The organism is Streptomyces roseolilacinus, from assembly GCF_014649335.1.
GTDB lineage: Bacteria > Actinomycetota > Actinomycetes > Streptomycetales > Streptomycetaceae > Streptomyces > Streptomyces roseolilacinus.
In genome coordinates this window covers 744,502-757,209 of record NZ_BMSV01000001.1, presented here as the reverse complement: position 1 = coordinate 757,209, position 12,708 = coordinate 744,502, and the positions used below count along the sequence as shown (strand labels likewise).

Below are 12,708 nucleotides of genomic sequence, written 5' to 3'. Positions count from 1 at the left end.
GCTCACAGCACCGGGTCGACGCGGAGGAACCGGTTGTCGACCCAGGCGTTGTTGCTGGTGGCCGAGGAGCGGTACGCGCCGGTCGCCGTGTAGACGGTGTGCGGCTTGAGGCCGGCGAGCCGGAACGTGTGCACCACGGAGTTGGCGTCCTTGCCGGTCGCCTGTGCCGCCCGCTGGTCGTCGGCCGCGAGCACGACGGCGCCGTCCAGCCGGACGACTGCGCTCATCTGCGACCAGGCGCCGTCCACGGAGTTGTCGCCGAGGTAACCGACGGTGATGAGCACCGTGCCCGACACCGGCGTGGTGAACTGGGCGGAGATGGACGGGTGGGCGGTGTCGGTGATGGCCTCCACCCAGGTGGTGGAGGTGCAGTAGCCGCCGTCGTTGTTGAACGCCCACCCCGTGACCGGGACGATCGGCCGCCACACGGCGCCGTCCCAGCGCTGGAGCCTGCCGCCCTCGTCGCGGTACTGGCCCGCGTACTCGCCGGCCGCCAGGGCGCCCTGCGGGGCGATCCCGCCGAGGTGCCGCGGGTAGGAGACCCAGCGGGTGCCGTCCCAGCGCTGGAGCTGGCTGGCGTTGTCGCGGTACTGGCCCGCGTAGCCGCCCCGGCTGTCGCGGTTCCACGACTCGGCGAGGATGCCGCCGGCCGCGACCGTGGTGTGGCGCAGGTCGTACACGGCCTTGGACCAGTCCAGGCCGCCGGTGCCGACGGACGCCCCGGCCGGGACGTGGACGCGGGCCAGGGCGAGGGCGCCCTCCGGCACGGGCAGCGGCTCCGGGGCCGGTGCGGGCGCGCCCTTGAGGATCTCCAGGACGGCCTCGGTGCGCCCGGACGCCGGGTCGAACTGGGCGTCGTACGCCCGCAGCAGGACCAGGTCGACACGCGGGTTGTTCGCGTCGCCGTCGTCGAAGGTGACCTGGGTGTAGTCGGTGACGACGACCGGGTAGGCGCCGGCCGCCGGGGAGCCCTGGATGACGGCCCGGCCCGGTGCGACGTTCGCGGTCATCCCGGCGGTGTCGCCGTAGACGTACAGGCCGTCCATGATGTACCGGCCGTCCTGGGAGCCGGGGATGACGCCGGACATCGTGGTCAGCGCACCGCTGGGGGCCATGGTGCCGGTGGGGGCGAGCCGGGTGTCGGAGCGGGTCTGGCCGGAGTCGGTCGTGGTGCGGTTGATCAGCCACGCGCTGCGTACGGGCATGTCGTCCTCCTGGAAGGTGGGGTGCGGAACTCGGGGACCGCGGGGTCGGGGTGTGCGGGGCCGGGGTGGGCGGGGGCGGTCACCAGTGGGCGTCGCGCCAGCGGACCGTGACCGAGGCGCGCGGGTCGGGGGTCGCGTCGTCGGAGCGGAAGGCGAGCGACGTACGGCCCGGTTCCAGCCGGAACAGCTGCTCGGGCGTCGACGTGGGCGTCGCCGTGTAGAGCCGGGACGCCGTGCCGTTGAGCCGGACCGTGCCCGCCTCGGTGTCGACGGTGAGGACCTCACCGGCGCCGAGCACGATGTCGTACTGGAGCTGGCGGCCGTCGCTGAGGCGGCTCAGGGCCGGGCGGCGCACCGGGCCGCGGAACTCGATCACCGGGTGTGCGGCCGCGCCGCCCTCGTTGACGGCGGTGAAGCTGCCCGCCTCGGCGTCGCCGCCCCATTCCAGCGGCCACCGCAGCCCGCTCCCCGCCTCGTTCTCCCACACCAGGCCGGGCTCGGGCACCGGCAGCACGGCCTGGCCCTCACGGGCGACCGTGTTGAAGCGCCGGGGGTCGGTCGCCGTCCACTGGAGGCCGGCCTTGCCCAGCCCCTGCCGTACGTACGCGCGGTCCTGGGGGATCACCCGGCGGCTGACCCGGGCGCGTACCGCGAGCGTCTCGCCGTGCAGGCGCACCGCGAGCCAGCGCTCCCCGCCCTCGGGCCCGGTGGCCGCGCGGAACGCGGCGTTGGTCTCGGCGGCCTGCGCGGCGGTGGGCGGGACCAGCCAGACGGTGGCGGTCACCAGCCGCGGCTGCGCCCAGACCGCGCCGGGCCAGGCGCCGTGCTGGTCGGGCCGGGCGACGTCACCCGTGTCGAGGGTGGGCAGGTCGTCCCAGCCGGTGATGCCGGAGCGGTCGATCTGGTACGGCGTGCCGGGGCCCATCAGCAGTCCGGCCCACTGGATCTGCCCGTCGCGGGTGATCAGTGAGCCGGGTGGGGTCTCTTCCGGGTACGCGGTGGTGGTCTCGGCCATGACGGGCCGTCACCTCACTTTCGTCAGGCCGCGCCCTCAGGCCGCGGTCCGGTGCAGGAAAAGCAGGTCCTCGGCGATCGCGAGGGCGCTGCGGCCCTCCGGTTCGCGGTAGGTGCGCAGCCGGCCGCGGTGCGGGGAGCGGGGGCCGCCGGTCCGGTGGCCGGACTCGGCCGGCCGCAGCCGGTCGAGCGAGGACAGCGGGCGGACGGCGGAGGCGCCGTCGCGCGCGGAGTCGACGACGCCGCCCTCGGCGAGCTGCGGGATCTTGTCGAGGTCGACGCCGAACTTCTTGCCGAAGAACTCGCCGCTGAGGCTGTTGAGTCCGTCGATGACCCAGTTGGCGAAGGCGATCAGACCCTTGATGGGGCCGGTGATGACCCCGGCGAGCGCCTGCAGGCCGGTGGCGACGAAGTCGCCCATGCCGCCGAGGGTCGCGGAGGTGGCGTCCCTCACCCGGGTGAACATGTCGGGGATCCTCCGGGTGATCCAGTCCAGGACGGGCCGGATCACGGACTTGAAGGCGTTCCACGGGCGGCGGACGAGGCCGCTGAGCGCCTCGGTCGCCCGGGAGATCGACCCCCTGGCCCTGCCGAGGTCCCCGGAGACGGCGGCGCCGACGACCCCGACGACGGTCGTGACGACGACGCCCACGGCCTTGAAGTACGAGCCGACGAGGGTGCCGTAGAAGGTGACGACCGGGCCGAGGAACTTCAGGATCCCCTGGAAGGTCTTCAGGACGTGGTCGAAGACCTGCTTCATGATCTTCTGGCCGGTCTCGGTGCTCATGGCGTACTCGACGAGGGCGGCCACGACCGGGACGATGATGCCGGCGAGAAAGCCGAGCGGGTTGGCGCGCATGGCGACGTTGGTGGCCGTCATGGCGGCCGCGGCGGCACCGAGGCCGATGCCGAGGACGGTCATGGTCTGGGACATCGGGCCGACGAACTGGCCGAGGAGGCCGGCGATGCTGTCGAATCCCGCAGCACCGGCCACGAGAGCGGCGAGCCCTCCCGCGGCGCCCCTGGTCTTCGAGCCGCCGCCTCGGAGGCCGCTCCCGGCGGTGCCGGCCGCGCGGCCGGCACCCGTGAGGGACCTGCCCGCGGCGCCGGCCCGGCTGCGGACCTGCTGCAGCTGGGTGGTGGCGGAGGCGGCACCGGAGCGGACGCCGTCGAGTGCACCGGCGATCCGGGCCGGGGCGCCACGCAGGGCACGGGTGGCTCGGACGATCGGCTGGATCTGGCCGCGAAACGACGTGAGCGCACGGGTGAGGCTGTGCAGCTCGACCTGGAGGACGTTCGCCGGAGCGGCGAGCGCGGCGCTCATCCGCGCGCCTTGGACAGGAACAGCAGGGCCGAGGCGGTCTCCCGCAGGTCGCTGGAGGACGCCTCGTAGTAGTTCTCGATCCGGAAGCCGTGCGTCGCACCGGCCCCCGCGTCGGTCGACCGGGTGCGGGCCGCCCGCGCGGTGTGGCGCAGCAGCCGGTCCAGCTTGGACAGCGGCAGGACGGCCTCGGCCTCGCCGGCCTCGGCGACGATGGCGTGGACGCCGCCGCGGCGCGGCTGGACGACGCCGCCCTGGGCGAGCATCGGGATCCTCGGCAGGCTGACGCCGAAGGTCTTGCCGCCGACGAAGGGCACCCAGCCGGGGATCGAGACCTTGATGCCGTTGAGCTTGCCGATCGCGCCGTTGATCAGGCCGATGACGGCGTTGATCGGGCCCTTGACCGCGCCCTTGATCTTGTCGAAGGCCCGGCCCGCGATGTCCTTCAGGCCGCCCCAGACGCTGGAGAGCTTGTCCTTGACGGCGGTGAAGGCCCTGGGGACGACGTCCCTGATCCAGTTCACGACCGGCAGGATGATGCGCTTGATGCCGTTCCAGACGCCGGAGACGACGGACTTCACGCCGTTCATCACCGTGGTGATGACCTTCTTGATGGCGTTGAAGGTCGTCGAGATGACCTTGGATACGGCGTTGACGACGACGGTGACGGACTTCTTGATGCCGTCCCAGACCGTCTTGATGAGCTTGCCGGCCGCCTTCATGATCGGGCCGATGGCCTTCATGACGGCGGTGACGACCTTCTTGACGGCGTCGAAGGCGGTCTTGAGGACCTTCTGCATGGTCTTCGAGCGGGTGGCCATCTCGACCACCTTCTCGATGAGCGGCATGAACAGTTCCATGAGCCGGGCGATGAAATTGCCCTTCATGGACTTGTTGAGGCCGTTCATGCCCTTGGAAGCGTTGTCGGCACCCTTCTTGAAGTTGCCGATCCGGCTGCCGCTGGTCGTGCCGGTCTTCCCGGCCTTCGCGAGGGACTTGTCCGCCTTGTCGGCTGCGGACTTGAGGTTGTTCAGTTCACGTGTGGAACCCTGGGCGGCGGACCGCAGTCCGGCCAGTCCGCCCTGACCGTTGCGGGCGCCCTGGCCGATGCTCTGGGCAGCCCGGGCCGAGGCGTCCGCCTGGGTCTTGAACTGCTTCAGTGAGCCCGAGGCCCGTGTTGCTGCCGAGGCGAGCGACATGGCGACTCCTTGGAATGTGCGCGGTTAGGCGAAGGCGGTGGCGAGGGAGTCGACGGCGGCGCGCAGCACACGGACGTCGGAGGCGACGCCCCGGACCGTGGGACCGTTCCCGTGGGTGGTGTCGAGGCCACGGGTGTTGGTGCCGCTGGGGAAACGTCCGGCCTCGGTGTCCCGCTGGCCCCTGAAGGACTCGCCGGCCTTCCTGAAGGCCTCTTTTATCGCCTTGACTTCGTCCTTCAGTTTCTGGAATTCCTCCTTGGTCTCCCTCTCCAGCTTCTCCTTTTCCTCTCTGACCCTCTTCTGTTCCTTGTTCTCCATCCACGTCCACTTTTCCCGGGCGTAGTCCTCCCACTTTTTCAGGAGCTTGTTCGTCCACACGAACTCCCGGGTCACCCCGAATATCGTGATCCCTTTTTCGTCGATTTTTATCGCGGAGATCCCGACTGTCACGAGGGCGAGGCTCGCGGTGAGGGCGGTGAGGGTGCCGGACGCCCATGCGGCGGTCCCGCTGAGTTTGGACAGGGTGGCGCTCATGCCGTTGACGGTGACGCTGATGTCGTTCACCGTCTTGCTGTACTTGCTGACCGTCAGGCTCTGGTTGTTCTGGGTGATGCTGACGTCGTTGACGGTCTTGCTCAGGCCGTTCTGGGTGATGCTGATGCCGTTGACGGTCTTGCTGAGGCCGTTCTGGGTGGTGCTGATGCCGTTGACGGTCATGCTGAGGCCGTTCTGAGTGGAACTCAGCCTGTTGACCGACCGGGACACCCCACTGAGCGACTCCCGGAATTCTTTGTACTTTACCTTTGCGTCTTCCTCCAGCTTCGCGAGCGCTTCATCGACTTGCTTCAGGCTCCTGGGTGTGGTCATCCGGGTTCTCCTGTGAGATCACTGGGGGTATGGTGCCCGCATGAATTCGGATGCCGCGCGGGTGATTCTTGTGCTTCCCACCGGGAGATCGATTTACTTTGGCCCCGACGAGTACGCGATCACGTGGCAGGTCCGGCAGGCTCTCCGCATCGCGGGCGGCATCTCTCCGGGCGCGGGAGTCGATGTCGTCCTGTACGGGGAGCCGGCCGACGACCGGATTGCGGACGGAGGCGTCGCCGTGCGCATGCGTGTGGAGCCGGAGACGCTGGAGGAATGGGCCGGCGAATGGGCGACGATTTCGGACGCCGGTGGCCTCTCGTTCCTCGAGGACAGGCGTCCGGCCACTCGCGTGGAGGGGGTGTTCGCGGCGGGTCGGTCTTCGATCAGCCGCCCTCTCGTGGCACTGCGTGAGGTGGTCGCGACGCTGCGGGAGGCACCGGCACCGCCCCTGGTGCTCTTCCAGCTCGACAATCAGCTGCAGGAGGAGGAGATGGTGCTCGCGATCCGTGACGCGGGCCCCGGCGCGGCCTTTTGGCAGTTGTTCGGCCGGAGACACTCCATGGGTGACTCCTTCTGGATCCAGGAGGGGCTGTACCGCGGGCGCGTACTGCCCAACCTCGCCGTGCACTTCGGTGTCGACTGGAGTCACCGCGCCGTCGCCCGGCGCTTCTCCCGCTGGCGGAAGAAGGCGCTGGGCTGACGGTGGCGCCGGCCGCGGCTCAGGAGAAGAAGCGGCCCAGCTCCGCCGGGTCCGGGAACCCTGCCTCCTCCGGCGGTGACTGCTCCACTTCCTCCCGGCGCTCGCGGTCACCCGGCCGCGGGACCGGAACAGGCTGCTCCGGCGGGTCGGAGTCCTCGTCCGAGTGGACGGAGGCGAACATCCAGTTCGCCGCCGCCATGTGGTCGACGAGGGCGGCCAGGAGGTAGTCGGTGACCGACCACTCCGCCGCCTCGCCGTCCCGTTCCCTGCACAGGGCACTGTCCTGGGGCATGTGCTTGATCAGCACTGTGAGCCGGCGTGAGGAGAGCCGGCCGCGGTGCCAGTCCAGCAGGTCCACGCCGTAGTGCCTCAGGAGGTCGGCTTCGAGGGCCTCGGCGTGTTCGGTGACGAACTCGTCGAGGCTCAGTCTTCCCCCAGGCCGAGCCCGGTCTCCTTGCCGTACGCCTCCAGGATGGCGGCGATGTCCTGCATGGTGACCTCGTGCTTCCCGAAGCGTGCGAACTGCTCCTTGCCCATCAGCAGGAGGAGCAGGCCGTCGACGTCGTTGTCGTCGAGGTCCTTCAGCCCGCCGGCGACGCCGCGGGTGAGCTCGGTCGGAAGCTCGAAGGTCTCACCATCCAGCTCGAACGACCAGGTCTGGCCGAGCGCTTCCAGGCGCTGGGCGCGGGCGGCGTTGACGTTGAACGAGGTCATGATGGGCGTCTCCGTGTCTCTGGGGCTCTGCGGTGGTGAAGGGGTGGAGTGCGCGCCGGGCGGGAGCGGACGGCTCCCGCCCGGCGCGGGGGTGGTGATCAGGCGGTGGCGGGGGCGGTGGCCGCGCCGTACGCCGGGTCCTTCATGACGAAGGTGGCCAGCGGCTCCCCGTCACCGGCCGACAGCGCGGTGAAGGTGACACCGAGCGACGCGGCCGCCTTGCGGGCGAGCTTGATGTCGTCGGTGGCCGTGACCTGGCCGCGCGGGATGACGAAGCGGTAGGTCACGTTCGTGCCGTCGGTGAACTCCAGGCCGAGGGCCCGCTCGTCGAAGGTCGGACCGTCCGGCACGTCGAAGGTGAAGACGCCCGGGTTGGCGGTGCCGCCGGAGACGATGTCGGTCTTGCTGCCGCCCATGAAGAACGGCAGCGTGTCCTCGTTGAACTGGAGCATGGAGAACTTCAGCGTCAGGTCGCGGTCCGAGTAGACGAACCGGGCCGGGCTGATGGACTGCCACGTCTCGACCGGGTCCAGCTTGTCCTTCTTGGAGAAGGTCACGCCGTCGGTCGTCGTGTACCCGAGGTCCACCCAGCTGCCGTCCCAGTCGGTGGACGGGTTGGCGGAGAAGGTGGTCGGGAGGGCGGCGCCCAGGGGGGCGACGAGGACCCGTCCGGTACCGGCGACGCGGATCTCGGAAGCGGAGTTGCCTGCCATGGTGTGCTCCTTGGAGGGGATCGGGTGGTGCGGTGGGGTTGCCGTGGGTACGGCAAAGGCCCCGCCGGGACTGGCGGGGCCTGGTCGGTGGGGTACGGGCGGCGGGGCCGGTCCGTACGGGGCGGCGTACGGGCGGGGTCAGCCCGTACGCACGGAGAGCCGGATCACGCAGAGGTAGCGGTTCGCGGCCGTGTAGACGTAGTCGGGCAGCCAGCGCGGGCCGTCGGCCTCGGCGACGTCGGTGATGACCGAGGTGCCGAACACGGTGCCGGCGCATCGCAGCAGCACCGCGCGGGCCGCGTTGGCCAGGGCGTGCGCGGCCGTCTTGTCGGGGCCGTACACCTCCAGTTCGATCAGCGGCCGGTCGAGGTGGAGGTCGTCGATCCAGGCGCCGCCGCGGCGGGAGACGATCACGGCCCGCTGGGTGCCGTCGAAACCGGTCGGCGGTGACTCGTCGACGACCGCCCCCGCCAGCTCCGGCCGGTCGGAGAGGAGGTCCACGACGATGGCCTCCACGTCGGGGAAGGTGCTCGGGGCTGAGCTCATGACGGGGAATCACTCCTGTTCGTACGGGGGCCGGAGGGGCCCGGGCGGTGACCGGGGCGCGCTCGGCGGCCGGGGCCGCCGTCGGGCGTGGGCCGGGTCCACGGGCACCGCCCGGACACACGGGCGGCGGAGCGGTGCCCTGGAGGGATGCGGGCACAGCTCCGCCGCTGCATCCATAGTGATTGAGATCGTGCGAGCGCGCAACTTGTTCGTGCGCGGTCGCCTCTGGAAGGCGCGTTTCGGGTGGTGCGGGGGTGCGCGGGAGGCGTACCCTCATGATTTCGAACATACATTCGAACACGTTCGGTGAGGGCGAATGGCAGCTCGTTGTGCGAACGGGGAACGGCAGGTGCGTGTGGCCAGCAGTGCCGGCAGTGCTCATGAGCGGCTGACCGAAGTGGTCGCCGCTGCCCTGGAGGTCGCCGCCGAGGCGGGCGAGACCGGGGTCTACACGGATGAGACGGCGAGAGTGCTCACCGCGGTGGTCGGGAAGATCGGCGCGCGGATCTCGGTCGAGGCCGAGGTGCACGGATTCGCCGGAGGCTGGCAGGAGGCCGTCGCCCACCTGGGCAGAACGCACCCCGACCCCGGTGACGCGCAGGTGCTGCCCATGCGCCCGGACGGGGACGACGGACCCTGACGCGGGTCCGCGCACACGGCGGAGGCGGCCACCCCGTGTGGGGGTGGCCGCCTCTCTCGTGGGCCGTGCGTCCGTGTGTTCGTGCGCCCGCGAGCGCCGGTGTGCCGGTGTGGACCCGAGCGCCGGTGGGCCCGTCCGGCGTGCCGGCCCGGGGCCGGCCGGAGGGGCCGCCGTCAGCGGGCGGGGCTCTTGCGCCGGGCCGCCCGCTCGGCCGCGAACACGTCCTCCAGCCGGTAGAGGAGGGCCCGGCCCCGGCGCCCGGAGGGCACCAGGTGGCCGAGCTGGACCCACTTGCGGATCGTGGCCGGCACGACGCCCGCCTCCGCCGCGGCGAGGTCGCTGTTGATCAACGTGTCGGCGGTGAGGGCCGTCCGGGGGCTCCTGTGGTCGGTGGTCATCTGCGGTCCCTTCGATGCGGGCGGGTGGTTGGGTGCGGGAAGCGGGCCGGTGCGGTCACCCGGCCCGCGGGCCGGTCCGCGCGTCCGCGGTCTCGTCCATGGAGGCGTCGATCTCCGCCCGGTCCGTCCCGGCGGTGCGCGCCAGGCCCTCCCACTCGCCCTCGTGCCAGACGTGCCGGTACGCCGGGTCCGTACGGCAGTCGCACTCCGCGGCCTCGCACCGGCACGCCGGGTTCACGCAGAGCACCGCGCGACGGGCGGGGAAGGCGCGCAGCGACACCGAGTCGCACCACGGGCAGCGGCCCCGCACCCGGACGATCGACTCCGAGTCGCCGAGGACGCGCGCGCAACGACGCGCCATGCGACGGCACTCGTCCCGCACGTGGGCGGCGAGCGCGGGGTGGCCGGCCACCCGGTCCAGCAGGCCGGCGATCCGGACCAGCCGCTGCGGCACCCGCGCGTGGCGCGGGCGGCCGAGCCCGAGCTTGTCGTGGACGGCCTCGTCCAGCTCGACGACCCCGTCGGTGATGTCCCGTACGGCGTCGGAGACGTGGAGGCGCAGGGGCGCGGCCGAGTACCCGGGCGCGGTCAGCCCGTGCCGCTGCTCGACCAGCAGCGCGTCCCGCCGCTCCTCGCGTACGCGCCGCGCCGTCTCGGGGGAGGGGTCCCGCCGCCGTTCGGGAGCGGTGCCGGGGGAGGGCCGGCCGGGGGCCAGCTCGGTCAGCAGTTCGGGGAACTGCCGCAGCAGCGCCTCGATCCAGAGGGCCGCGTCCTGGAGGGTGCGTGCGGTGGGCGTCGGTTCGGCCATGGAGTGCTCCCAGCGTGACGTGAGGGGGTGCGAGGCGCCGGGGTGGGTCCGGGCGGCCCGCGGCGGTGTTCCGTACGGGACGGGGGTGGTGTGCGAGCGCGCAACGTCCTCAGGCGGCGTCGGCCCGCGTCCCGTCATGGCGGTGGCGGAGCGCGACGGGGCGGCCGTTGCGCCAGAGCCGCCCCCCGCTGACGCCGTCGAACCAGCTTTCGGCGGGCGCCACGGCCTCCAGGCAGCGGTCCACGACCGGGCACCTCCCGCAGGCCGTCAGCGCGGGCCCGGCCTCCGCCTCCCGGCGGGCGAACACGACGTGCGGGGGCAGTCCCGAGCACGCGGCCGCGGCGCGCCAGCCGAAGAACTCCATGACCTCGGACAGGGGCGGGGGTGGGGCGGACGGCATGCGGACTCCTGAGCGTGGCGGAAGGGGCGACCGGAGAAGATGTTGCGAGTACGCACCTTGTCATGTTGCGTGCACGCTCGCAACTCAAGAGGGCTTTGATCTTCTCGGAATCTGCACGGTGCGGGCGGGGGAGCGCGTAATTCCGTGCGCGCAAGCGCGATAGTCTGAGGCTCGCTTCGGAGGGAGGCGACCCCACACATGACCGCCAGTGACCTGGAACAGTTCGCCGCCTGGATCGAGGAACTGATCCGCCGCCGCGGCTTCGACATCGACAGTCCCCGCGGAGGGGGTAAGTCCCGTCTCGCGGACGAGGCCGGCGTCCACCGCGCGGCCATCACCCGGCTGCTGCAGCGCCAGAGCATGCCGGACCTGGAGACGACGCGCCGTCTCGCCCACGTGCTGGACGTGCCCGTGCGGGACATGCTGATCAGATCCGGGCGGCTCACGGAGGACGACCTCCCGCTGCCGCAGGTCGCCGAAGCGCCGCCGCGGGACGCGGGGGAGGGCCGCCGCCTGACGCTGGAGGAGGCCGCCGCCGGGCTGGGCGTGCCGCCGGAGCAGCGCGAGATGTTCATGAAGGTGGCCGGTCAGTTCCTGCCGGCCGCCCCGGCGCGCCGCGCGCCGCTCGCCAAGGAGTGAACCCGGCCGGGCGGTCCGCCGCCGCCCGGCCTCCGAGGTGGCCGCCTCCCTCCACCCCGGTAAGGTGTCACGGTCTGTCCTCTCCTGTTTACGCAGGCCGAAGCCCGTCCGAGCCGCGCGTCGAGCGCCACCGGCGACACGCATGCGCCGCTCGGGAACGCCTGCGACGCTGGATGGGTCGGCGGCAACGGGACACGGAAAGAGACGCGTTGATGGTCGAGGGCGAAGAGTGTTCCCCGCCCGCGGGCGACGGCGCGGGCGACAGCCGCACCGGTCACGAAGGCCCGCCGGCGGGAGACCCGGCCCGCGACCCGGCCGCCGGACGCCCCGCCGCCGACGAGCCCCCCTCCCCGCCCGACGACCTCCCGGGCCTGCTGGGCCTGCTGGGACGGCTGCTGGAGGACCACGCGCCCGAGGAGATCGCCGTACTGCTCCGCGAGGAGGTCGAGCGCCGCGAGTTCACGGCGTACGCCCACGGCTGGCGCGACGCCGCCCTCCACTTCGCCCCGCTGGTGGAGGAGGCCCGCGGCGGGCGGTCCCGGCCGTTGCGCCTGGTCGACCGGACGCACGGCCCCGGCTCCGTCATCCCCTTCCCGCGCGACCGCCACCTGCCCTACGCGGCGGACCCCGACCCCCGGCTGGAGGGCGGGGGAAGGGGGGTCGACCCGGTCACGGGCGGCGAGACCGGCGTACGGGGCGACACCGCGGCGCCCGGGCCCGCGCCGCACTCCGCCGGGACGCCCTCCTCCGCGCCGGACGATCCCCCCGGCGCCACCACGCCGACCGGTACCGGCGGGTCCGGCGCGCCCGCCGGCCTCCCGCACGCCCCGGCGCCGAAACGTTCCGCCGCGCCCGCCGCACCCGACGGCTCCGCCGCATCCGACGGCCCGCCCGGGACCCGCCCGGCCTCCGGCGCCCCGGGCGCGCCGCCCACCGCCGGACCCGCCGCGTCCGGGGAGGCCCCGCAGGGCGCCGACGGCCCCGAAGCGCCCGACGCCGACGCCCCGGAGGGGCCCGACGTCGACGCCCCCGAAGCGCCCGCCCCCGAAGCGCCCACCCCCGACGGGAGCGGCGCCGGGCCCTCCTCGGCGCCCCGCCACGCCTTCGCCCCCAAGAGCCGCACGTCGAAGGTCCCCACCATCCCGAAGATCGTCGCCCCGCGCCGCCCCCGGCGCGGCCAGACCGGCGGACGCCCCCGGCAGCCGTCCGTACCCGGCGACGAGGGCGCCTGAGCCGTGGCCGCGCCGGTCCTCCGCCGCCGCGGTCCCGTCCTCCCGGGCCCGCGGCCCCGGCCCCGCCCTCCCCGCCGCCGCGGTCCCGCCCGTCGCCCCGGCCCGGGTGCGGCCGGGGGCGGCTCGTGGGGGCCGGTCCGGGCGAGGCCATTTGTTTTGACCCAGGTCCGTACGGTAGGTACGCTCAGACCTTGTGCCTGGGGTGTGCCTGGGCTCCTGTGCGTGTCTTCAACCGCACGGCGAGCCGTGGACGGCCACCGTGATCCGCGCCCATTTCCGCCCTGCGGCGGAAGTGCGCAGGATCCGACACAC

Annotated in this window: 16 protein-coding genes; 4 read left to right on the top strand and 12 right to left on the bottom strand. The window is 72.7% G+C overall.

The window, feature by feature from the left end; genetic code table 11:
* Window positions 1–2: 2 nt before the first annotated feature.
* The 5 genes from IE106_RS03465 to IE106_RS03445 all read right to left on the bottom strand — a co-directional run bounded on the left by IE106_RS03465 (window position 3) and on the right by IE106_RS03445 (window position 5,606).
* Window positions 3–1,205, bottom strand: a complete 1,203-nt coding sequence (locus IE106_RS03465; RefSeq protein WP_189529708.1) for a hypothetical protein — start codon at window positions 1,203–1,205, stop codon at window positions 3–5.
* 79 nt (window positions 1,206–1,284) lie between these two features.
* Window positions 1,285–2,220 carry a phage distal tail protein gene (locus tag IE106_RS03460; protein ID WP_189529707.1) on the bottom strand — a complete coding sequence of 312 codons (936 nt, stop codon included), beginning with the start codon at window positions 2,218–2,220 and terminating at the stop codon, window positions 1,285–1,287.
* Between the two features lie 36 nt (window positions 2,221–2,256).
* Complete coding sequence (locus IE106_RS03455; RefSeq protein WP_189529706.1) at window positions 2,257–3,543, bottom strand: phage tail tape measure protein; 1,287 nt, start codon at window positions 3,541–3,543, stop codon at window positions 2,257–2,259.
* Complete coding sequence (locus IE106_RS03450) at window positions 3,540–4,739, bottom strand: phage tail protein (protein ID WP_189529705.1); 1,200 nt, start codon at window positions 4,737–4,739, stop codon at window positions 3,540–3,542. The genes IE106_RS03455 and IE106_RS03450 overlap by 4 nt, the downstream gene beginning before the upstream one ends.
* A gap of 24 nt (window positions 4,740–4,763) precedes the next feature.
* Window positions 4,764–5,606 carry a hypothetical protein gene (locus IE106_RS03445; protein WP_189529704.1) on the bottom strand — a complete coding sequence of 281 codons (843 nt, stop codon included), beginning with the start codon at window positions 5,604–5,606 and terminating at the stop codon, window positions 4,764–4,766.
* 40 nt (window positions 5,607–5,646) lie between these two features.
* Here IE106_RS03445 and IE106_RS03440 point away from each other — a divergent pair, with 40 nt between their 5' ends.
* Window positions 5,647–6,306: a hypothetical protein gene (locus IE106_RS03440; RefSeq protein ID WP_189529703.1), complete on the top strand. Its 660-nt coding sequence runs from the start codon at window positions 5,647–5,649 to the stop codon at window positions 6,304–6,306.
* Between the two features lie 19 nt (window positions 6,307–6,325).
* Here the strand turns inward: IE106_RS03440 and IE106_RS03435 are convergent, their stop codons facing one another.
* The 4 genes from IE106_RS03435 to IE106_RS03420 form a co-directional block, all read right to left on the bottom strand.
* Window positions 6,326–6,664, bottom strand: coding sequence for a hypothetical protein (locus tag IE106_RS03435; RefSeq protein WP_189529702.1), 339 nt, complete (start codon window positions 6,662–6,664; stop codon window positions 6,326–6,328).
* 65 nt (window positions 6,665–6,729) lie between these two features.
* Entirely contained in the window at window positions 6,730–7,020 is a 291-nt protein-coding gene (locus IE106_RS03430) for a hypothetical protein (protein ID WP_189529701.1), read from the bottom strand.
* 98 nt (window positions 7,021–7,118) lie between these two features.
* Window positions 7,119–7,733: a phage tail tube protein gene (locus IE106_RS03425; RefSeq protein ID WP_189529700.1), complete on the bottom strand. Its 615-nt coding sequence runs from the start codon at window positions 7,731–7,733 to the stop codon at window positions 7,119–7,121.
* A gap of 138 nt (window positions 7,734–7,871) precedes the next feature.
* Window positions 7,872–8,279 (bottom strand): phage tail termination protein, encoded by a 408-nt coding sequence (locus IE106_RS03420; protein WP_189529699.1) that lies wholly within the window; start codon window positions 8,277–8,279, stop codon window positions 7,872–7,874.
* Between the two features lie 355 nt (window positions 8,280–8,634).
* On the opposite strand from IE106_RS03420, the gene IE106_RS03415 reads away from it, so the two are divergent.
* A complete protein-coding gene (locus IE106_RS03415) occupies window positions 8,635–8,919 on the top strand; it encodes a hypothetical protein (protein ID WP_229839969.1) in 285 nt (94 codons plus the stop codon).
* 173 nt (window positions 8,920–9,092) lie between these two features.
* Here the strand turns inward: IE106_RS03415 and IE106_RS03410 are convergent, their stop codons facing one another.
* The 3 genes from IE106_RS03410 to IE106_RS03400 form a co-directional block, all read right to left on the bottom strand.
* Window positions 9,093–9,317: a hypothetical protein gene (locus IE106_RS03410; protein ID WP_189529698.1), complete on the bottom strand. Its 225-nt coding sequence runs from the start codon at window positions 9,315–9,317 to the stop codon at window positions 9,093–9,095.
* Window positions 9,318–9,372: 55 nt separating this feature from the next.
* Window positions 9,373–10,125, bottom strand: coding sequence for a hypothetical protein (locus IE106_RS03405; protein WP_189529697.1), 753 nt, complete (start codon window positions 10,123–10,125; stop codon window positions 9,373–9,375).
* 109 nt (window positions 10,126–10,234) lie between these two features.
* The gene (locus tag IE106_RS03400) at window positions 10,235–10,525 is read right to left on the bottom strand and encodes a WhiB family transcriptional regulator (protein ID WP_229839968.1); all 291 of its coding nucleotides are present in this window, start codon (window positions 10,523–10,525) and stop codon (window positions 10,235–10,237) included.
* Window positions 10,526–10,723: 198 nt separating this feature from the next.
* On the opposite strand from IE106_RS03400, the gene IE106_RS03395 reads away from it, so the two are divergent.
* Both IE106_RS03395 and IE106_RS03390 read left to right on the top strand, forming a co-directional pair.
* Window positions 10,724–11,164: a helix-turn-helix domain-containing protein gene (locus IE106_RS03395; protein ID WP_189529696.1), complete on the top strand. Its 441-nt coding sequence runs from the start codon at window positions 10,724–10,726 to the stop codon at window positions 11,162–11,164.
* Window positions 11,165–11,376: 212 nt separating this feature from the next.
* On the top strand, window positions 11,377–12,396 hold the full coding sequence (locus IE106_RS03390; RefSeq protein WP_189529695.1) for a hypothetical protein: 1,020 nt from the start codon (window positions 11,377–11,379) through the stop codon (window positions 12,394–12,396).
* Window positions 12,397–12,708: the final 312 nt, after the last annotated feature.